The organism is Stutzerimonas stutzeri (genome assembly GCF_000219605.1).
Classification (GTDB): domain Bacteria; phylum Pseudomonadota; class Gammaproteobacteria; order Pseudomonadales; family Pseudomonadaceae; genus Stutzerimonas; species Stutzerimonas stutzeri.
Genome location: NC_015740.1, coordinates 1872138 through 1891230, shown reverse-complemented (window position 1 = coordinate 1891230; position 19093 = coordinate 1872138). Strand labels below are relative to the sequence as shown.

The following is a 19093-nucleotide window of genomic DNA, read 5'->3' as shown; positions in this document are numbered from 1 at the left end:
GACGCTACGGGCCGACCGACTCGCGCGACTCGCCTGGAAGCTGTGTCGACTCATGGGTCGGCATCTGCGGCACCTCCTTGATCAGCCAGTCGCCGAGCAGACTGTAGGCGACCGCGAGTAGCGTCGGACCGAGGAACAGTCCCATGAAGCCGAAGGCCAGGATGCCGCCGAATACCCCGAGCAGCACCACCACCAGCGGCAGGTTGCCGCCCCGGCTGATGAGATAGGGCTTGAGCACGTTGTCCACGCCGCTGATGACGAACATGCCCCAGATGCCGAGGAACACCGCCATGCCGTAGTCGCCCTGCCAGGCCAGCCAGGCGACTGCCGGCCCCCAGATCAGCGGGGGTACCATGATGAAGCTGCAGGCGAAGGTCAGTAGACCCAGCACCAGTGCGCCCGGAATGCCGGCGATGAGGAAACCGATGTAGGCCAGAATCGCCTGCGCCGCGGCCGTCCCGATCACCCCGTTGACGACTCGCTGCACCGTTCCGGCCACGAGTTCGAGGTAATGGTCGGCTCGATCACCGATCAGCCGGTGCAGCAGACTGTGCACGAAGGCCGACAGCCGTGGCCCGTCACGATAGAAGAAGAACACCAGCACCAGGCTCAGTGCCAATTCGAGCATGCCGCCGCCGATCCGCGCGCTGCGCACCAGCAGCCAGTTGGCGACCTGGCCGATATAAGGCCTGATGCTGGCGATCAGTGCGGTGCCCTGCTCGTCCACCGTGTTCCAGAAGTTCACCAGCGAATCACCGATCAACGGCAGCTCACCGAGCCATTCCGGCGCAGGCGGCAACCCTTCGACCTGCAGGTCGTGCAGCAGCGCGTTGGCGTCGCGAATCTGATCGGCGATGTTGAACCCCAGCCATACCAGTGGCACGGCCACCAGCACCATCCAGCTGAAGGTGAGCAGCCCCGCCGCGAGCGTGGCGTTGCCGTTCAGCCAGCGGGTCAGCAGGCGCATCACCGGCCAGCTGGCGAATGCCAGCACGGCGGCCCAGAACAAGGCCGACGCAAAAGGCGCCAACACCCAGAGACAGGCTGCCAGCAAGCCGAGCAGCAGGATCTGCGCAAGCAGGCGATCATTGTTGAGCATGGGAAATTACTCTACGCAAAAATACCGACGCACCCTATGCATTGGGTGCGTCGACAGAGTCGGCTATTGCAGCCGCAATGCCGTGTCAGCGCAATAGGCGGATCAGCAGTCCCGACTCCTGCGACTCGTCGACTTCCAGTCGCCCGCCGCGGATGCGCTCGGCGATCAGCGCCTCTCGCCATGCTGCGGCGCCCTGCCCCGCGAGACTGATGCGCGTCGTGCTGTCCAGACGAAGGACATTGGCCAGCAGCTCGCCCCACTCGGCAGTCGGCTGATCAGCCAGGCGTGGCAGGCGCAGCTCGCCAGTGCTGCGCAGCTGACGCAGCAGGGTCGCCGCGGTGGGCAGCACCTGGGCCAGCGGCTCGTCGGGTTGCAGCTGCTCGACATGCAGGTAGGGCCGACCATTGCCGCGGGTCACGCCGTATAGCGCGATCAGGTCGTCCTGTCCCTCGGTTTCCCCTTCTGGCAGGCGAGCCAGTAGATAGGCCTGCTGCGCTTCCGGCCCGTAGAGCATGGATTTGCCGAAGATGGCGTTGGCCCACAGGCTGCTGGAGCCGCATTCGCGCCCTTCGCACCAGAACAACAGTTCGGCACCCTGCTCCAGCAGGTCGCCGCGGGCCTGGGTGAAGGCCTCGATGCCAGTGTGCGAAGCCGGCAGCTGGTAAGTCACGGCGGTCAGTCGACCAGAGGCGACCACCTGAGCGGCCATGCGCAGGTTGCCACTGATGCGACGTATGGAGTCCTGCGGGTAGATGCGTTCCTGAACGGTGGACTGCCGGTAGTCGATGATCTGCGCTTGGGCGAAGCGCGGCACACGCTCGAGATCAGCACTGCCGGCCACATCGGCCGCGATTGCAGCAGCGGACAGAAACAAAGCCGGTGCGGCCATCCATGCACGTCGCATAAAACTCCTCAACGGATCACCTTCGACTGTTCGCCTGAACTCGGCGGCTGCGGCAAGCCCAGGTCAAGCGCAAGGGCTTGGCCAGCGAGCGTTGCGACGGTGGAGCATTCGATCATTGCGCTGACTCGGCTGGGAACGTTGCCGTCCAGCCTCGCCAGTTGGCAAAAGCAAGTCAAGCAAGGCTTTGCGAGAGAGTATTGCAACGCTTGGCTGATCTCAGCCGTGGAAGAAGGCGTTGAACACTGCAGCAACCGCTTCGGCGCCCGGCTCGTCATCCAGATGCAGGTGATGGCCACCGGGCAGGCGCTGCACCGCGAAGGGCAGCCCGTCGACCAGTTCTCGCAGCTCCGGCTGGATCATCAGCCCCTGCTCGGCCAGCACCAGACTGCTGGGGCAGGCGACCTGCCGGACGAATGCCAGCGCGTGGGCACGGGTCAGCCGCATGGCTGAAGGCAGCATCAGACGCGCGTCGGTTCGCCAGGTGTAACCGCCGGGCACCGGCATCAGTCCGCGCTGCGCCAAACGCTCGGCCGCCTCGCGACTGACCGCGCCGACGCCTTTCATGCGCGCCTGCACGGCTTTGTCGAACGTGGAATAGACGGGCTTGCGCTTGTCGTCCACGGCCAGCAATGCCTCGAGCGCGGCACCGAGTTTCTGCGGCGCGCCGTCCGCCTCGCCGGTATAGGGGATGGCGCCGTCGATCAATGCCAGGCGCTCGATGCGCGCTGGCAAGGCACCGGCGAGCAGCACCGAGACGATCGCGCCCATGGAGTGCCCGAGCAGGGAAAAGCGCTTCCAGCCGAACTGCTCGGCGACCTGCAGCACATCGTGGGCATAGTCCCAGATGTTGTACCCCGCGCCGGCCGGTCGGTGGTCCGAATGGCCATGCCCCGGCAGGTCGAGCGCGACGATGCGCAGCCCTTGCAGGCGCGGGGCCAGCCGACTGAAGGTGGCGGCGTTGTCCAGCCAGCCGTGCAGCGCGATGACCGGCTTGCCGTCTTCAGGTCCGTACAGGTGCGCCGCCACCTCCAGATGAGGCAGGCTCAGCCGGACCTCTTCGAACAACATACTCATGCCGCCCCCCGGGACAACTCGCGATACGCATCCCAGCGCCCCAGCAGCTCGCGCAGCTTCTCGGCCGTCTGCTGCGGTCGCTCGAACGGAAACATGTGGCCACCGGACAGCGTATGCGCTTCGCCACGGGCCATCAGCCGCAGCAGGTAGGCATGATGCGGCAGTACCACACGGCTCTCGCGGCCGCGCACCATGGCCAACGGAATCTTCAGCGCGGGCGGCCAGCCGGGCGTGAGGTGCGGCACGCTGCGGTAGATGCTGATTTCGGTCTGCGGATCGAAGCGCAGGCGCAGCCCCTGCCCCGCCGGCTCCAGGCCGTGTTCGATGTAGGCCTCCAGGCATTCGGGATCGAAGCTGCTGAACAGCGCCTTGCCGGCGAAATAGGCGCGCGCTTCCTCGGCGCTGGAGAACTGTTCGCGGCGTCCGAGCGTGCGGCCGGCCGGGGTCAGCCGGTCGATGAAGCCCAGCCGCTTGGCAGCCCAGATGACGGTCTGGTCGAACCAGGTCGGCAACGGTGAATCGAGCATGACCACGCCGTGGTAAAGCTCGGGCCGCAGCAGCGCGGCGCGGTAGTGCAGCATGCCGCCGAACGAGTGCCCGACCCCCCACACCGGTTCGCGCAGGCCTTCGAGCTGCTCGAACAGCTCGTCGAGCAGGTTGTTCCAGTTATCGTCCACCGGGAAACGCGGATCATGTCCGTGCCGATCCATGTGCGCGACCCGGTATTCCGGCGCAAGGGCCTCGAACAGCTTGCGATAGGTCGCCGAGGGGAAGCCGTTGGCATGAGCGAAAAAGATAGGTTGCGACATGAACTGAAGGTGCCGGACAGACTGAGCCCTCATTGTCTGGCAGCCCTCGGCAGGCGGCAATCGCCATAGCCCTGCCGAATGAAGGGCATTCAGGCCAATCAGCAGGCCGCATTGTCCGGCCCGCCGGCGATCAGCTCGGTAATCGGCCCTTGTCCAGCGGCACGATTGCAACGGTCAGCCGGGAAATGCAGCTCGGCTTGCCGTCCTCGCCGCTCAGGCGAATGTCCCATACATGGGTCGAACGCCCCAGATGCACCGGCCGGCATACCCCGGTCACCCGTCCACTGCGCAGGCCACGCAGGTGATTGGCATTGACCTCGAGCCCCACGCAATAGAACTTGCTGGTGTCGATGCAGTGATAGCTGGCCATGGAACCCAGGGTCTCGGCCAGCACCACGGAGGCGCCGCCATGCAGCAGGCCATACGGCTGATGGGTGCGAGCATCGACCGGCATGCTTGCGGTGATGGACGAGTCATCGAAGGACTCGAAGCGGATATCCAGCAGATCGGTGATGGTGTTCTTGCGAGTGCTGTGAAGCTCTTCCAGGTCGGGCTGACGGTGCCAGATGCTCAAGGCGCATACTCCTGAGGGCTATTGTTGTTCTGGGATGCCGCTGTGACCACGCATGACCAAGCGGACCCGACCAACCCTAACCAACATGGTGCAAGGACGCCAGCTGCATCAGCCCGCCCGCGATGGCTTCCCCTTCGAGTTCGGCGAGCGACGCCGTCGCCATCGGCAGCGGCTCGGAATGACTGCCGTTGACCAGCCAACCGGCCAGGTTGCCGACGAAAGGCTGGTGCGTGACCAGGAGCAGATCGCTCTCGCCGCGCAGATCGAGCGCTCGCAGGGCCTCTTCGAGATCCGACTCGGGCGTGGCCCAGTCCACGGTTTCCCGCCGGCCGCTGAAACCCAGTGCCTTGCAGACCTCATCCGCGGTCTGCTGTGCACGCTGGTAGGGGCTGACCAGCACTACCTGCAGCGGCTTGCCGCGCAGAAAAGTGGCGCTGCGGCGCACGTCACGCCGGCCTCCCTCGGTCAGGTTGCGCTCGGCATCCGTACGTGCGCGTGGTTCGGCCTCGCCATGACGCAGCAACCAGAGCCTCATGCCGTAGGGCCTTGTTGAGAGTCATTCGATTCACTGGGCGCAGCCGGCGGCACCGGCGTGACCAGTTCCACATCCGCTGGGCGTGGTGTGGGCCAATCCGACAACGGCCAGGGCTTGCGCTCGGTATTGAAGGTGGCGAAACGACCGATCTGCGCAATGTACTGGCTCAGACTGTCGCCGAAGCCCTGCAGGCTGGAGTCGGCGTTCCCCTTGACCAGGCGCATCACCAGCTGCAGCACCACGACCACCAGCAGCGCCAACTCGGCCAGTTGCCAGACGAAGAAGAAGATCAGCATCCAGACGGCCCGCAGAATCAGCGATTCGCGCTCCGTAGCCTGATTCGATTGGTTCATGGACATAGCCTCGGCTCAGAATCCGTCGGTTGAAATGAAATCCACATCGGTCTTGGGTTCGCCACGCATCAGCACGCCAATGATCTGATCGAGCGTACGCCCCTCGAACAGGATGGCATGCAGGCCGGCGACCAGTGGCATATAGACCTGCAGTTCCTCGGCCTTGCACTTGAGCACCTTGATGGTGTTCACGCCTTCGGCAACCTCGCCCAGCCGTGAAACCGCCTCGTCGAGACTGAGCCCCTCGCCAAGCGCATAGCCGACCTGGAAGTTGCGACTCTTCGACGAGGTGCAGGTGACGATCAGATCGCCGACCCCGGCGAGGCCGAGAAAGGTCATGGGGTTGGCGCCGAGCTTTACGGCGAATCGCGTCATCTCCGCCAGCGCCCGGGTGATCAGCATGCTGCGCGTGTTCTCGCCCATGCCCAGCGCCGCCGCCATGCCCGCCATGATCGCGTAGACATTCTTCAGTGCGCCGCCCAGCTCGACACCGAAACGGTCGGAGCTGGCATACACACGAAAGGTTCGCCCATGCAGCACCTTCTGCACATGGCGGCACAAGGCCTCGTCCTGACTGGCGACCACCGTCGCGGTCAGCGCGTGCTCGGCGACTTCGCGCGCCAGGTTCGGCCCGGAGAGCACACCGATGCGCGCCTGGGGCGCGATCTGCTCGAGGATCTGACTCATCAGCATGAAACTCTCGGCCTCGATGCCCTTGGTGGTGCTGACCAGCATCTTGCCCCCCAACTGCGTCGCGAACGGCTGCAGCGCCTGGCGCAACGCGCTGGACGGCAGCGCGACGAAGACCAACTCGCACGCATCGAGAGTGGAAGACAGATCGGTGGTCGGCTCCACCAGCGGAAGGATCTCGACACCTTTGAGGTAGCGCGGGTTCTGCCTCAGGGTACGGATGCTTTCGGCCTGTTCGGCATCGCGCATCCAGAGCAGGACGTGGTGACCGTTTTCGGCCAGCAGATTGGCAATCGCGGTACCGAAACTGCCGCCGCCGAGTACCGCAATGGGTTGCTGTCGTGTCATGAGGGTTCCGTCGTGGGCCATCCGAAATGGCAGTGCGAGGCATTATACGTTTCGCGTCCGCAGCGAACAGCGCAACAGCAAGCCCCTGTGAAATCATCCGGTTACAGTTGCATCCGGCGTCGGCGGACACGCCTGGAAAACGATTCACCCGGGCCATGCAACCGTCACTGCAACGATTGTCTATAGAGGACAAGCTGTCGCAAGGTCCTCGTTAGCCTTTCAGGAGTGTTAAAGTAGCCGCCCGATTCTGTCTTTGCGTCCTTCAGCCGCAGGTACGGGTGAATGGCGTCGCTGTTGTCAGGCTGTGACTTTAGCCACAACGCGACAGTCTATGACTAGTCTTGATGATCAGGCCTCGAACTCGGGCCCGGTATGTAAGCAGCAAAGCCCTTCGCGGGGCCCATTGAGGAATACGCATGACCAAACAACACGCCTTTACTCGGGAAGACCTGCTTCGTTGCAGCCGCGGCGAACTCTTCGGTCCCGGTAATGCGCAACTGCCCGCGCCGAACATGCTGATGGTCGATCGTATCGTTCACATCAGTGAAGTGGGCGGCAAGTATGGCAAGGGCGAGCTGGTCGCCGAGCTGGATATCAACCCTGATCTCTGGTTCTTCGCTTGCCACTTCGAAGGCGATCCGGTCATGCCCGGCTGCCTCGGTCTCGATGCCATGTGGCAGCTGCTCGGCTTCTACCTCGGCTGGCAGGGCAACCCTGGCCGCGGGCGTGCACTGGGTTCCGGCGAAGTCAAGTTCTTCGGCCAGGTGCTGCCGACCGCCAAGAAGGTCACCTACAACATCCATATCAAGCGCACCATCAACCGCTCGCTGATCCTCGGCATCGCCGATGGCACGGTCAGCGTTGATGGCCGCGAGATCTACAGTGCCGAAGGCTTGCGCGTCGGCCTGTTCACCTCTACCGACAGCTTTTGAAGGACATCCGCATGCGTCGCGTCGTGATCACTGGCCTGGGTATCGTTTCCTGCCTGGGCAATGACAAAGAGACCGTCTCCGGCAACCTGCGCGCCGGCCGCCCCGGCATTCGCTTCAACCAGTCCTATGCGGACATGGGGCTGCGCAGCCAGGTCTCGGGCTCCGTCAACCTGAACCTCGAAGAGCTGATCGACCGCAAGGTCCTGCGCTTCATGGGTGACGCCGCCGCCTACGCCTACCTGGCGATGGAGCAGGCCGTGAAGGACGCCGGTTTCAGCCTGGATGACATTTCCAATCCGCGTATCGGCCTGGTGGCCGGCTCGGGTGGTGCATCGACCATCAATCAGATGGAAGCCATCGACATCCTGCGCGACAAGGGCGTCAAGCGCATCGGCCCATACCGCGTTCCGCGCACCATGAGCAGTACCGTCTCGGCCTGCCTCGCGACCCCGTTCCGCATCAAGGGCATCAACTACTCCATCGCCTCGGCTTGCGCCACCAGCGCACATTGCATCGGCCATGCGATGGAGCAGATCCAGATGGGCAAGCAGGACGTCGTCTTCGCCGGTGGCGGTGAAGAGGAACACTGGAGCCAGAGCTGCCTGTTCGACGCCATGGGCGCCCTGTCCAGCCAGTACAACGAAACTCCGGAAAAGGCCTCCCGCGCCTACGATGCCAAGCGTGACGGTTTCGTCATCGCCGGCGGTGGCGGCATGGTCGTGGTCGAAGAGCTGGAGCACGCCCTCAAGCGCGGCGCCAAGATCTACGCGGAAATCGTCGGTTATGGCGCTACATCCGATGGCTACGACATGGTCGCCCCGAGCGGCGAAGGCGCCCTGCGCTGCATGCAGCAGGCGATGTCCACCGTCGAAGGCTCGATCGACTACCTGAACACCCATGGCACGTCCACCCCGGTGGGCGATGTGGCCGAGATCAAGGCCGTGCGCAACATGTTCGGCGACAAGATCCCGACCATCAGCTCGACCAAGAGCCTGTCCGGCCATTCGCTGGGCGCTGCCGGTGTCCACGAGGCGATCTACTCGATGCTGATGATGGAAGGCAACTTCATCGCAGCCTCGGCCAACATCGACGAGCTGGACCCGGAAGTCGCGGACATGCCGATCCTGCGGGAAACCCGTGAGAACGCTCAGATCGACACGATCATGAGCAACAGCTTCGGCTTCGGCGGCACCAACGCCACGCTGGTACTGCGCCGCTACAAGGCCTGATCCAGCAAGCGACACACGAGAACGGCGCCCTAGGGCGCCGTTCTTGTTTCCGTTATCGGTTGATTCAAACGCGCCGCTCGGCACCCTCGTCGATATCGCCATGGGCGATACAGGACGCTGCGGTGAAGAGCACGTCAGTCGAGGAATTCAGCGCCGTCTCGGCCGAGTCCTGCACCACGCCGATGATGAAGCCGACCGCCACCATCTGCATCGCCAGGTCGTTGGAGATGCCAAACAGACTGCAGGCCAGCGGAATCAGCAGTAGCGAACCACCGGCCACACCCGAGGCACCGCAAGCGCAGACCGCCGCCAGCAGGCTCAGCAACACCGCAGTGGCCACATCCACCTGGATGCCAAGCGTATTGACCGCAGCCAGGGTCAGCACCGTGATGGTGATCGCCGCACCGCCCATGTTGATGGTCGCGCCCAGCGGGATGGAAACCGAGTAGGTGTCCTTGTGCAGCCCGAGACGCTGACACAGCTGCATGTTCACCGGGATGTTGGCGGCCGAACTGCGGGTGAAGAAGGCCGTTATGCCGCTCTCGCGCAAGCAGGTGAACACCAGCGGATAGGGATTGCGGCGAATCTGCCAGAACACGATCAGCGGGTTCATCACCAGCGCCATGAACAGCATGGCGCCCACCAATACCAGCAGCAGCCGCGCATAGCCGAGCAGTACATCGAAACCGGAATCGGCCAGGGTGCCAGCCACCAGACCGAACACGCCGAGCGGCGCGAAGCGGATCACCACCTTGACGATCAGCGTGACGCCATCGGACAGATCGCCGATCAGCCGGCGCGTGCTGTCCTGTGCATGGCGGAAGGCGAAGCCGAGACCGATTGCCCATGCCAGGATGCCGATGAAGTTGCCATTGAGCAGCGCACGCACCGGGTTGTCGGCGATGTTGAACAGCAGCGTCTGCAGTACCGCCCCGACACCGGACGGCGGCGTTACATCGGCCGCCCCGCTCACCAGCGTCAGCGATGTGGGGAACATGAAGCTCGCCAGCACAGCGACGGCCGCGGCGCTCAAGGTGCCCACCGCGTAAAGCAGAATGATCGGCCGAATATGCGTGGGTTGCCCGCGCTTGTGGTTGGCCAGCGATGACGTCACCAGCACGAACACCAGAACCGGCGCAACCGCCTTGAGGGCTTGCACGAACAGGTCCCCCAGCAGCGCCACCGACTTGGCAGCCGCAGGCAGGAACAGCGCCAGCAGCGCGCCGGCCAGCAGGCCAACCACGATCTGGGCGACCAGGCTGGTGCGATTGATGAAGCGGAAAATTCGAGGCAGATCGGACATGGGCACATCTCGCAGCTGGGAAGAACGGCCCCGACTCAGCCCGTTCCTGCTGTGGAAAAACGCGGGATAGTACGCCGCTCGCCCGCCCGCGCCCAGCGTTGTGCTGTCACGGGAGGGCGAAAAATGCCCATATGAGCTGTCGTTGGGTGAGGCGTCTGACGAAGCCTCACCCATGGCTCAGACCTGGAAGCGCGCCACCAGGTTGTTCAGGTCGATCGCCAGGCGCGCCAGCTCCTGGCTGGCAGCGCTGGTCTGGTTGGCGCCCGCGGAAGACTGCAGCGACAGGTCACGAATGTTGACCAGATTTCGGTCGACCTCGCGCGCCACCTGGGCCTGTTCTTCCGAAGCACTGGCAATCACCAGGTTGCGCTCGCTGATCTGGCTGATCGCACTGGCGATGCCATCGAGCGCTTCCCCGGCGGCGCGCGCCAGATCCAGCGTGGTTCTGGCGCGCTCGTTGCTCAACTGCATGGCGTGCACCGCCTTGTCGGTTCCCTGGTGCACATCGCCGATCATCTGTTCGATCTCCTGGGTCGACTGCTGGGTGCGATGGGCCAGTGCACGCACCTCGTCGGCCACTACGGCGAAACCACGGCCCGCATCCCCTGCCCGTGCCGCCTCGATGGCCGCGTTGAGCGCCAGCAGGTTGGTCTGCTCGGCGATCGAGCGAATCACATCCAGCACCTTGCTGATGTCACGCACCTGACCCGCCAGACGCTCCACTTCGGTAGCCGTTTGCGTGACGTCGTTCGCCAGCACACCGATCGACTCTACCGTACGGATGACCTGCTGGCGGCCATGCTGTGCCGTCTCATCGGACTCGCGCGACGCTTCGGATGTCGCCACGGCGTTGCGCGCCACTTCGTCCACCGCAGTGGTCATCTCGTTGACCGCCGTTGCAGCCTGCTCGATCTCATGATTCTGCTGGTGGAGGCCGCGAGTGGAGTCTTCGGTGACGACATTGAGCTCCTCCGCCGCCGAAGCCAGCTGATTGGACGAATGCGAGATGCCCTGAATGGTGTCCCGCAGACTGCGCTGCATGGCCTGAAGCGCAATCAGGAGGCGTGCCGGCTCGTCATTGCCGACAACTTTTATGCTGCGGGTCAGATCACCGCCGGCAATCACCTCGGCGACACCTACGGCCTCAGCCAACGGCTGCACGATGCTGCGGGTCAGCAGCGTCGCCAGCGCGATCGTGGCGATAAACGCGACCACCATTGCAATCACGACACCCTCGAAGGCGTTGCTTGCCACCTCGAGGGCGTGGTCGCTGGCTGCATCGGCCGCCTTGCGATTGAGATCGATGAGATTGGCGATCGCCTGGGAGGTGCTGCGCGCGTGCTCGTTCAGCTCACCCCTGGTCAGCTCGATTGCCTCATCCACACGATCCTGCAGCGCGAGCTCGACGATCTTTCGCTGGAAGCTCTCATAACGGCTCAGCGCCTGGTCGAACGAGGCAAGCAGCGCCTTGCCCTCCGCGTCCTGGATCAGCCGATCCAGATCCTGCCGCTCCTGCGCCAGGGTCTTGCGCAGACCATCGAGGGTGTCCGCTCCGCGGCGTCGCTCTTCAAGCTGGCTGATCAGCAGGAGTAGGGTGCCGGCGCGGATCATCAGAAACTCCTGATTGACCTGACCGAGCAGCTGAATGGTAGGCAACAGCCGCTGGTCAATTTCCTCCGCCTCGCCTTCCATGGCCGAGATGCGCGTCAACGCGAAAACGCCAAGCGCGAAGACTATCAACGCCACAAAGCCGAAGCCCAATCCAGCCCTCAGGGCTATTTTCATTTGTCTGAACATAACGACGACCTCACGTGACTACGGGATATAACCGCATATCGGATAAGGTCTATCGTTACTTGACACCCGGCATGAAAATATGTTTTCGGAACTGAGAATCGAACTCCTTTAGGTTCGCTTAAACCTGAAAACGCTGCACCACCTCATTCAGCCCAATCGCCAACCTCGCCAGTTCCTGACTCGCTGCGCTGGTCTGGTTGGCGCCCGCCGACGATTGCAGCGACAGGTCACGGATGTTGACCAGATTGCGGTCCACCTCGCGGGCAACCTGAGCCTGCTCTTCCGAAGCACTGGCAATAACCAGGTTGCGCTCGCTGATCTGACTGATCGCGGCCGTGATGCCGTCCAGCGCTTCACCTGCGGCGCGTGCCATTTCCAGCGTGGTACGGGCCCGCTCATTACTGACATGCATGGCACTCACCGCCTTGTCGGTACCCTGGTGCACGCTGCCGATCATCTGTTCGATTTCGGCTGTGGACTGCTGAGTGCGATGCGCCAGGGCGCGCACTTCGTCCGCGACCACCGCGAAACCACGCCCGGCGTCGCCGGCGCGCGCGGCCTCGATCGCCGCATTCAATGCCAGCAGATTGGTTTGTTCGGCAATGGAACGAATCACCTCCAGCACCTTGCTGATGTCGCGCACCTGTCCGGCGAGATGCTCCACTTCTCCAGCGGTGTTGGTCACGTCGCTGGCCAGCAGGTTGATCGATTCCACCGTCTGCAGAACCTGCTTGCGCCCGCGCTGCGCCGTGTCGTTCGACTCCTGCGAGGCTTCGGAGGTAGCCACCGCGTTACGCGCCACTTCATCCACTGCCGCGGTCATCTGATTGACAGCTGCTGCGGCCTGTTCGATTTCATGGTTCTGCTGATGCAGGCCACGCGTCGAATCTTCGGTAACGGCGTTGAGCTCCTCAGCCGCCGAAGCGAGCTGATTGGATGACTCGGCGATGCCCTGGATGGTCCCCCGCAGATTGTTTTGCATGGCCTTGAGCGATGCCAGCAAACGAGCTGGCTCATCGTTGCCATTCACCGCGAAATCGCCGGTCAGGTCGCCATTGGCAATACGCTCTGCAACCGAAACCGCTTGTCCCAGCGGGCCCACGACGCTACGGGTGAACATCCAGGCGAGCATGACCGTAACCACGGCGGCAAAGATCAGCGTGGCCACAACCCAACCGAAACCGGTGTCGTACTGAATGGACGCCCGCTCAGCTGCCTGCCCGGCCTCTTCATTGTTTATCCGCTGCAGCTCGTTCAGCGCGGCCGTGAGGTTATCGGCATGCTCATTGATCGCGCCGTTGATGAGCGCGATAGCCTGATCATGTTCGCCCCGCTGTACTTGGTCGACGATGCGCTGCTGCAACGGCAGGTACTGGTCGAAGGCCTGCTTGAACCGTTGATACGCGGACTTTTCTTCCGCCGTCGTCAACAGCTTGACGTACTGCGCATCGCGCTCCGCTACCTCGCCGCGCAGCTGTGCCAAGCGTTGAGCAGTGCTCTGCACGACCTGCACGTCTTCGGCGATGGTCATGCGCAAGGTGAGCGCCCGAATACGCATCACCGTCATGTTGAGCTCGCTGATGGCCATGATGCTCGGCAGCCAGTTCTCGTCGACCTCCCTGCTTTCCTTGCGCATATTCGCCATCTGGTTCAATGCGAACAGGCCGAGGAACAGAACCAGTAATCCGATCAAACCGAAGCCGAGGGCGGAACGTTTGCCGATTGTGAGATTGCGGATGGACATGGGGCTACTTTCTCCATGAATTGAAACGACGTCACAAACCGTGACCTGCTTCATTTATCGGAGACAGAACCGCACTCTTGACTTTTTGACGTCAAATTAATGGATTAGGGCGACTGACGGTCCTGAAGGCCACTACGTCCAAACGATATCGCCATCATCTCGAGCGGACTTGAAACGTCCGTTCGGCCAATTTCCGATCACCCTGAAAGACCATCAGCCGCCACTCGCCCGGCACCACCTCGTGCACCTCGGTAAACTCGAAGGCCATCACGTCGGTTTCGGCATCGGGCACCAGGCTCTGCACCACCTCGAACTTGTCGTGACGCTTGCCATCAGGCGTCACCACCCCCGGCGTCAGGTACAGCAGAGTCAGCGGTGTATCCCCCTCACGCTTGCCAGAGAGGCGATAGCGCAACCCGAACTTGCTGCCGAGCTTGGCTGGCACCTCAATGGTCTGACGAATCGGCTGGTCGCGGCGGCTCAGCACACGCTCGCCCGGCTGGAAGTCGTCCTTGGACGTTTCGAAGATGCCGTACTCCACCGGCCCCACCACTTCAACCTGCGCCTGCGCAGGAATACCTACCACTAACAACGTGGCAACCAACGACCAACGAGCGAACGACATGACCTGCTCCTTCCAATGTGCGGAGCCGGCAGGTTATGACGTCGCGATTACAGCCTCATGACGCTCAGCGCAGCTCGTCCTGGCGTTTTTGCGGCAACAACGCGAGGAAGTTGTCACGCGCCACACCCCGCGCCACCGCTTCGGGCAAGGCATCGAGAAAAGGGGCAAACGCATTCATGCCTGTGGCCAGATTCTCGAAATGGCCCACTACGTCGGAGCCGATCACGAAACGCGTCGGATGCCGCGTCACCAGCTCCACCCACTTCGGATCAGGTTTGTCCCCTTCGCCCAGCAGGTAAGGCTTGAGCATCGTCCAGGACAGATCGATGTACAGGTTGGGGTAGTCGTCCAGTAGGCGACTGACCGTTTCATGGAGAAATTCCAGCTTCTCCTGATGCCGGTGCAGCTCCATGCTGGTGCCGGCATGTGCCCAGATGAACCGCGTGTGCGGATGGTTGCGCAGCGGTTCCTCCAGCTCGACCAGATACAGCGGATTGCGCTCGCGCTTGGAGGTGATGTTCGAGTGCAGCATCACCGGCAGGTCGAACTCGGCAGCCAGGTGGTAGACCCGGGCCAGCGCCTCATTGTTGGCGCGCGGCGTGTCGCCTTCGGTCAGGGCCGTTACATCGTCATGGCGGGTGAAGATCTCCCCCAGCCCCTGCCATAGCCCGGGATGCAACTCAAGCATGCGACGGATATGGGCATCGGCGTTCTTGTCGTTGGGATTGAAGCCGGAGAGAAACGGATGAAACCGCTTGCGCTGCTCTTCGTCGAGTTCCTCCAGCGCCGCAGCCACCAGCACATCGGTGGCGCTGTACCAGTACACCGGCGCGTCATCGCCTGCGTAATAGCGTGGACGCTTGGGTTCGTTCTCGTGCCATTTCTTTGCGACCGGAATGCCGCTGATCATCACATGATCGATGCGTCCTGCATCCATTGCCTCGAGCAGCTTCTGCATGCCGTCGGTTTCCTGGAAGAAGTCCACATAGTGCAGGTGTGCATCGCTATACCGGTACTCCCGCTCCTCGGCCGCGGTGAATGGGGCCAACAGGCAGATGGAAAGCGCGCAAAAGATTCTCTGGATGTACAAAGCTCGGTCCTCCTGACAGCCAGCGAGTAGACCGCCAGCACGCATGAGCGTTCAGCTTGCGGGGCCACGAGCCCGCATCACGCATACCCCCCACCGTATTTGACCAGAATCAACGTGGCCTCCCCGCTGCGCTCCTAATATCCGGTCAGATCGATGCCATTCGCCGCATCGTTGTTCGAATCAGCAAAAGGAACTCAGCGCATGGCCATGAAAACCACCAGTGCCCGTGGACAGATGAATGCCGGCATGGCGATCGAAGTCGAGTGCGGCAACCACCGCCTGATCATGGACCAGCCCAGAAACGCCGCCGGCCAGGATCTAGGCCCCACTCCGCTGGAAGCCATCCTGGCTGCGGTAGCAGGATGCTTCGGCACTATTGGCCGCTTTATCGCGCACCAGCAAAAAATCGAACTGCGTGGCATGCGCTTCGAGATCGAGGCCGACTACGATCCGTCGGGCCTGCTGGGGCGCGACCCGAGCATGCGCCCCGGTTTTCAGGAGTTGCGGGTGAAGGTGGAAATCGATGCTGATCTCGACCGCGCCGGCAAGCAGGCGTTACTGGAGTTGATCGAAAAACGCTGTCCGGTGGCCGACAACCTCACTCACGGCACTCGACTGGTCAGCATGTTGCTCTGAGAAGGGCTCGTAAACGCAAACGGCCCGTCAGTGACGGGCCGTTTTGTTTACTGCGTCTGCCGATCAGGCCGAGAGCTCGACCAGCAGCTTGTTCAAGCGCTGCACGTAAGCCGCCGGGTCCTTGAGACTGTCACCGGCAGCCAGCGCGGCCTGGTCGAACAGGATGTGTGAAAGATCGGCGAAGCGATCCTCGTCCGGTTCGGCGTCAAGCTTCTCGATCAGCGGATGCTGCGGATTGATCTCGAAGATCGGCTTGGACTCCGGCACCTTCTGCCCGCTCGCCTCCAGAATCTGGCGCATCTGCAGCCCGAGATCCTGCTCGCCAATGGCAAGAATGGCCGGCGAGTCGGTGAGGCGGTGGGATACCCGCACCTCGGCCACCTCTTCGCCCAACGCCCCCTTAAGACGCTCGATCAGCCCTTCCTTGGCCTTGGCGATCTCTTCCTGGGCCTTCTTGTCCTCCTCCGAATCCAGCTTGCCCAGATCCAGATCGCCGCGCGCCACGTCAACGAATTGCTTGCCATCGAACTCGGTGAGATAGCTCATCAGCCACTCATCGATGCGGTCGGTGAGCAGCAGCACTTCGATGCCCTTCTTGCGGAAGACCTCCAGGTGCGGGCTGTTCTTGACCTGTGCATAGCTCTCGCCGGTCAGGTAGTAGATCTTGTCCTGACCTTCCTTCATGCGGCCAAGGTAGTCGGCCAACGACACGGACTGCTCGCCCGATGTGTCGCTGGTAGAGGCGAAACGCAACAGACCGGCGATCTTCTCCTTGTTGGCGAAGTCTTCTGCCGGGCCTTCCTTGAGCACCTGGCCGAACTGCGACCAGAACTTCTTGTAGTCCTCCGGCTTGTCCTTGGCCAGTTTTTCCAGCATGTCCAGCACGCGCTTGGTCAGCGCCGACTTCATCGAGTCGATTACCGGATCCTTTTGCAGGATCTCGCGCGAAACGTTGAGCGACAGGTCATTGGAGTCCACCACACCCTTGATGAAACGCAGGTACAGCGGCAGGAACTCGTCGGCCTGATCCATGATGAACACGCGCTGAACGTAGAGCTTGAGGCCCTTGGGCGCTTCGCGATGGTACAGATCGAACGGCGCGCGACCCGGCACGTAGAGCAGCGAGGTGTACTCCAGCTTGCCCTCGACCTTGTTGTGGCTCCAGGACAGCGGGTTGTCGAAGTCGTGAGCGACGTGCTTGTAGAACTCCTGATATTCCTCGTCCTTCACTTCGCTGCGCGGACGGGTCCAGAGGGCACTGGCACGGTTGACGGTTTCCCACTCGACCTCGGCAGGCTTGTCCTTCTCTTCACCGTAGTGCTCCTTCGGCAACTCGATGGGCAGGGCAATGTGGTCGGAGTACTTCTTGACGATATTGCGCAGACGCCAGCCATCGGCGAATTCTTCCTCGTCCTTCTTCAGATGCAGGACGATGCGGGTACCGCGCTCGGCCTTTTCGATGGTCGCGACTTCGAATTCGCCCTCGCCCTTCGACGACCAGTGCACGCCTTCGCTGGCCGGGGTACCGGCGCGGCGGCTGTAGACGTCGACCTTGTCGGCGACGATAAACGCCGAATAGAAGCCCACGCCGAACTGGCCGATCAGGTGCGAATCCTTTTTCTGGTCGCCTGAAAGGTTCTTCAGGAAATCCGCGGTGCCGGATTTGGCGATGGTGCCGAGGTGGGCGATCACGTCCTCGCGGCTCATGCCGATGCCGTTGTCTTCGAGGGTTACGGTCTTGGCGTCCTTGTCGAAGGACAGGCGAATCTTCAGATCGGCGCCACCTTCGAGCAGCTCCGGCTTGGCCAGCGCCTCGAAGCGCAGCTTGTCGGCGGCGTCGGAAGCGTTGGAAATCAGTTCGCGAAGGAAGATTTCCTTGTTCGAATACAGCGAATGGATCATCAGGTGAAGCAGCTGCTTCACTTCGGTCTGGAAGCCCAGGGTTTCTTTTTGAGTTTCCACACTCATCGTCTACGAACTCCACGTCATCTATAGGGCACGGACCGCGGCTGCGGCGATGTCTGGCAGATGGGGACGGGACGACGAATTTCAAGGGCGGCCGACGCGACTTGGCGCCGGCCGACCCGCATCAGGGCTCGATCAGTTCCAGCAGGACGATCTCGCCGGGCGCCAGATTGTAGGTCGCCTCGCCAGGCCCGCGAATGATCCGTCGGATGACGAGATTGCCATCGCCGTCCAGCCCGGCGAAGCGCCCTTCGGCAATGCCACCACGCTCGGTATGGGCACGCATCAGCCGGTGCTGGTAGCGCCCCGGATTGCGCAGCACCTGCTCCATGGAAAAATACAGACGCCCATCGACCTTGCGCGGTGCGGCGGGCACAGCGCCGACGGGTTCCTCCGCCTTGCTTGCCGGCACGGAGGCTGCCTTCTCTACCGCCAGAGGCGGATAGTCATCCCCCTTCACATGCCAGCCCTGCTCGTTCTTGCCCAGACGCAGCGTAAACGCCTGCGGCTCCCCCTTCACCTGCGCCTGCGCCTCCAGCTGCAACTCATCGGCGGGCAATGTCAGCGAAGGCAAGGCCTGCAGCACGACATCGCGGCTTGCGTGGCGGCGCTGCAGATAGTCTTCGACGACGTAAGCGATGGTGTCGCGCGAGTCGTGACGGCGATCGACCTGACCGTCGCGATAACGCAGGCGGTCTGTATACAGCTCGACAACGCCAGTGAGACTGGTGTCGTACTGCGGCGGCAAGACCAGATGGAAGTCGCCTTTCAGCCGATTCGGCGCTACCGGCTGCAGGTCAAGATGCAGGGTGTAGCCGCGATCAAGACGTCGCGTCTCGGGCAGCTCCTCATCCTGCCCCAACCAGGCGATCTCCACTTCCGGCAGGTCGCCGCTGTCATCCGGCAGGACATCTACACGCACCGCCCCGTCTACGGGTTGGTGCAGACGGATGGTGACTTCTTGGCGAGCAAAAAATCCCTGCCCTGCACGCAAGCTCAGCACGCCATTGATCAGCTCCCCTTGCTGCGGCACGAACCGGCGGTCGTTCAACTGCCCCCGCATGCCCATCTCCAGCTCGGGCTGCGACTGGGCGGGCAGCCAGCCCAGGCTGAATATGGCAGTCAGCCGCTCGGAATCGCGGCTGGCCAGCAAAGACAGCCCGACCACTAGGGGAATGATGCCGAGACAGGAAAGCACCACGGCCTTGCGTGCCACACGCCAATGGCTGAACGCGAAAGCCAGCGTCATCGGCGGCAGCAAGCTGCCCAGCCCCCACAGCAGGCTGGTCGTGAATGCCTGGCTGATCAGCCAGACGAAACCGGCGAGCATCAGTAACAGGCCGCCGAGTATCAACAGTGCTTCCATTCGAGTTCCTTCACGCAATC

General features: G+C 62.7%; 18 protein-coding genes. 3 read left to right on the top strand and 15 right to left on the bottom strand.

Annotated elements, in window-relative coordinates; translation table 11 throughout:
- Positions 1 to 4 precede the first annotated feature (4 nt).
- The 8 genes from PSTAB_RS08955 to PSTAB_RS08920 form a co-directional block, all read right to left on the bottom strand.
- Positions 5 to 1099 carry an AI-2E family transporter gene (locus PSTAB_RS08955; RefSeq protein ID WP_011913045.1) on the bottom strand — a complete coding sequence of 365 codons (1095 nt, stop codon included), beginning with the start codon at positions 1097 to 1099 and terminating at the stop codon, positions 5 to 7.
- Between the two features lie 85 nt (positions 1100 to 1184).
- Entirely contained in the window at positions 1185 to 2003 is an 819-nt protein-coding gene (locus tag PSTAB_RS08950) for a DUF4892 domain-containing protein (protein ID WP_011913044.1), read from the bottom strand.
- Between the two features lie 216 nt (positions 2004 to 2219).
- Complete coding sequence (locus PSTAB_RS08945; RefSeq protein ID WP_041771717.1) at positions 2220 to 3077, bottom strand: alpha/beta hydrolase; 858 nt, start codon at positions 3075 to 3077, stop codon at positions 2220 to 2222.
- Positions 3074 to 3886: an alpha/beta fold hydrolase gene (locus PSTAB_RS08940; RefSeq protein WP_013982614.1), complete on the bottom strand. Its 813-nt coding sequence runs from the start codon at positions 3884 to 3886 to the stop codon at positions 3074 to 3076. Before PSTAB_RS08940 ends, PSTAB_RS08945 begins: the two co-directional genes overlap by 4 nt.
- A 130-nt stretch (positions 3887 to 4016) precedes the next feature.
- Positions 4017 to 4460 carry a hotdog fold thioesterase gene (locus PSTAB_RS08935; protein ID WP_013982613.1) on the bottom strand — a complete coding sequence of 148 codons (444 nt, stop codon included), beginning with the start codon at positions 4458 to 4460 and terminating at the stop codon, positions 4017 to 4019.
- A 76-nt stretch (positions 4461 to 4536) separates the two neighbouring features.
- Complete coding sequence (gene sixA / locus PSTAB_RS08930) at positions 4537 to 4995, bottom strand: phosphohistidine phosphatase SixA (protein ID WP_013982612.1); 459 nt, start codon at positions 4993 to 4995, stop codon at positions 4537 to 4539.
- Complete coding sequence (locus PSTAB_RS08925; RefSeq protein WP_013982611.1) at positions 4992 to 5348, bottom strand: DUF4389 domain-containing protein; 357 nt, start codon at positions 5346 to 5348, stop codon at positions 4992 to 4994. Before PSTAB_RS08925 ends, sixA begins: the two co-directional genes overlap by 4 nt.
- 15 nt (positions 5349 to 5363) lie before the next feature.
- The gene (locus PSTAB_RS08920) at positions 5364 to 6386 is read right to left on the bottom strand and encodes an NAD(P)H-dependent glycerol-3-phosphate dehydrogenase (RefSeq protein WP_013982610.1); all 1023 of its coding nucleotides are present in this window, start codon (positions 6384 to 6386) and stop codon (positions 5364 to 5366) included.
- A 416-nt stretch (positions 6387 to 6802) separates the two neighbouring features.
- On the opposite strand from PSTAB_RS08920, the gene fabA reads away from it, so the two are divergent.
- Positions 6803 to 7318 carry a 3-hydroxyacyl-[acyl-carrier-protein] dehydratase FabA gene (fabA, locus tag PSTAB_RS08915; RefSeq protein ID WP_013982609.1) on the top strand — a complete coding sequence of 172 codons (516 nt, stop codon included), beginning with the start codon at positions 6803 to 6805 and terminating at the stop codon, positions 7316 to 7318.
- An 11-nt stretch (positions 7319 to 7329) separates the two neighbouring features.
- Entirely contained in the window at positions 7330 to 8547 is a 1218-nt protein-coding gene (gene fabB / locus PSTAB_RS08910; RefSeq protein ID WP_013982608.1) for a beta-ketoacyl-ACP synthase I, read from the top strand.
- A 64-nt stretch (positions 8548 to 8611) separates the two neighbouring features.
- Here the strand turns inward: fabB and sstT are convergent, their stop codons facing one another.
- From sstT to PSTAB_RS08885, 5 genes are all read right to left on the bottom strand, one after another.
- Positions 8612 to 9850, bottom strand: a complete 1239-nt coding sequence (sstT, locus tag PSTAB_RS08905) for a serine/threonine transporter SstT (protein WP_013982607.1) — start codon at positions 9848 to 9850, stop codon at positions 8612 to 8614.
- A 177-nt stretch (positions 9851 to 10027) separates the two neighbouring features.
- Positions 10028 to 11635 carry a methyl-accepting chemotaxis protein gene (locus PSTAB_RS08900; protein ID WP_041771716.1) on the bottom strand — a complete coding sequence of 536 codons (1608 nt, stop codon included), beginning with the start codon at positions 11633 to 11635 and terminating at the stop codon, positions 10028 to 10030.
- Positions 11636 to 11765: 130 nt separating this feature from the next.
- Positions 11766 to 13391 (bottom strand): methyl-accepting chemotaxis protein, encoded by a 1626-nt coding sequence (locus PSTAB_RS08895; protein ID WP_013982605.1) that lies wholly within the window; start codon positions 13389 to 13391, stop codon positions 11766 to 11768.
- 154 nt (positions 13392 to 13545) lie between these two features.
- On the bottom strand, positions 13546 to 14016 hold the full coding sequence (locus PSTAB_RS08890; protein ID WP_011913032.1) for a DUF3859 domain-containing protein: 471 nt from the start codon (positions 14014 to 14016) through the stop codon (positions 13546 to 13548).
- A gap of 64 nt (positions 14017 to 14080) precedes the next feature.
- Positions 14081 to 15106 carry an amidohydrolase family protein gene (locus tag PSTAB_RS08885; protein ID WP_013982604.1) on the bottom strand — a complete coding sequence of 342 codons (1026 nt, stop codon included), beginning with the start codon at positions 15104 to 15106 and terminating at the stop codon, positions 14081 to 14083.
- Positions 15107 to 15307: 201 nt separating this feature from the next.
- Here PSTAB_RS08885 and PSTAB_RS08880 point away from each other — a divergent pair, with 201 nt between their 5' ends.
- Positions 15308 to 15742 carry an OsmC family protein gene (locus tag PSTAB_RS08880; protein WP_013982603.1) on the top strand — a complete coding sequence of 145 codons (435 nt, stop codon included), beginning with the start codon at positions 15308 to 15310 and terminating at the stop codon, positions 15740 to 15742.
- Positions 15743 to 15805: 63 nt separating this feature from the next.
- Here PSTAB_RS08880 and htpG read toward each other — a convergent pair whose 3' ends face one another.
- Both htpG and PSTAB_RS08870 read right to left on the bottom strand, forming a co-directional pair.
- Complete coding sequence (gene htpG, locus PSTAB_RS08875; RefSeq protein ID WP_011913029.1) at positions 15806 to 17710, bottom strand: molecular chaperone HtpG; 1905 nt, start codon at positions 17708 to 17710, stop codon at positions 15806 to 15808.
- 121 nt (positions 17711 to 17831) lie between these two features.
- Positions 17832 to 19073, bottom strand: coding sequence for a hypothetical protein (locus tag PSTAB_RS08870; protein ID WP_013982602.1), 1242 nt, complete (start codon positions 19071 to 19073; stop codon positions 17832 to 17834).
- Positions 19074 to 19093 lie beyond the last annotated feature (20 nt).

What these genes read in the sequence shown, in the direction of transcription:
- PSTAB_RS08945 (WP_041771717.1), bottom strand. Translation starts at nt 3,077, where the DNA reads ATGAGTATGTTGTTCGAAGAGGTCCGGCTGAGCCTGCCTCATCTGGAG.
- PSTAB_RS08900 (WP_041771716.1), bottom strand. Translation starts at nt 11,635, where the DNA reads ATGAAAATAGCCCTGAGGGCTGGATTGGGCTTCGGCTTTGTGGCGTTG.
- PSTAB_RS08940 (WP_013982614.1), bottom strand. Translation starts at nt 3,886, where the DNA reads ATGTCGCAACCTATCTTTTTCGCTCATGCCAACGGCTTCCCCTCGGCG.
- PSTAB_RS08950 (WP_011913044.1), bottom strand. Translation starts at nt 2,003, where the DNA reads ATGCGACGTGCATGGATGGCCGCACCGGCTTTGTTTCTGTCCGCTGCT.
- sstT (WP_013982607.1), bottom strand. Translation starts at nt 9,850, where the DNA reads ATGTCCGATCTGCCTCGAATTTTCCGCTTCATCAATCGCACCAGCCTG.
- PSTAB_RS08925 (WP_013982611.1), bottom strand. Translation starts at nt 5,348, where the DNA reads ATGAACCAATCGAATCAGGCTACGGAGCGCGAATCGCTGATTCTGCGG.
- PSTAB_RS08955 (WP_011913045.1), bottom strand. Translation starts at nt 1,099, where the DNA reads ATGCTCAACAATGATCGCCTGCTTGCGCAGATCCTGCTGCTCGGCTTG.
- sixA (WP_013982612.1), bottom strand. Translation starts at nt 4,995, where the DNA reads ATGAGGCTCTGGTTGCTGCGTCATGGCGAGGCCGAACCACGCGCACGT.
- PSTAB_RS08895 (WP_013982605.1), bottom strand. Translation starts at nt 13,391, where the DNA reads ATGTCCATCCGCAATCTCACAATCGGCAAACGTTCCGCCCTCGGCTTC.
- fabA (WP_013982609.1), top strand. Translation starts at nt 6,803, where the DNA reads ATGACCAAACAACACGCCTTTACTCGGGAAGACCTGCTTCGTTGCAGC.
- PSTAB_RS08870 (WP_013982602.1), bottom strand. Translation starts at nt 19,073, where the DNA reads ATGGAAGCACTGTTGATACTCGGCGGCCTGTTACTGATGCTCGCCGGT.
- PSTAB_RS08920 (WP_013982610.1), bottom strand. Translation starts at nt 6,386, where the DNA reads ATGACACGACAGCAACCCATTGCGGTACTCGGCGGCGGCAGTTTCGGT.
- htpG (WP_011913029.1), bottom strand. Translation starts at nt 17,710, where the DNA reads ATGAGTGTGGAAACTCAAAAAGAAACCCTGGGCTTCCAGACCGAAGTG.
- fabB (WP_013982608.1), top strand. Translation starts at nt 7,330, where the DNA reads ATGCGTCGCGTCGTGATCACTGGCCTGGGTATCGTTTCCTGCCTGGGC.
- PSTAB_RS08890 (WP_011913032.1), bottom strand. Translation starts at nt 14,016, where the DNA reads ATGTCGTTCGCTCGTTGGTCGTTGGTTGCCACGTTGTTAGTGGTAGGT.
- PSTAB_RS08880 (WP_013982603.1), top strand. Translation starts at nt 15,308, where the DNA reads ATGGCCATGAAAACCACCAGTGCCCGTGGACAGATGAATGCCGGCATG.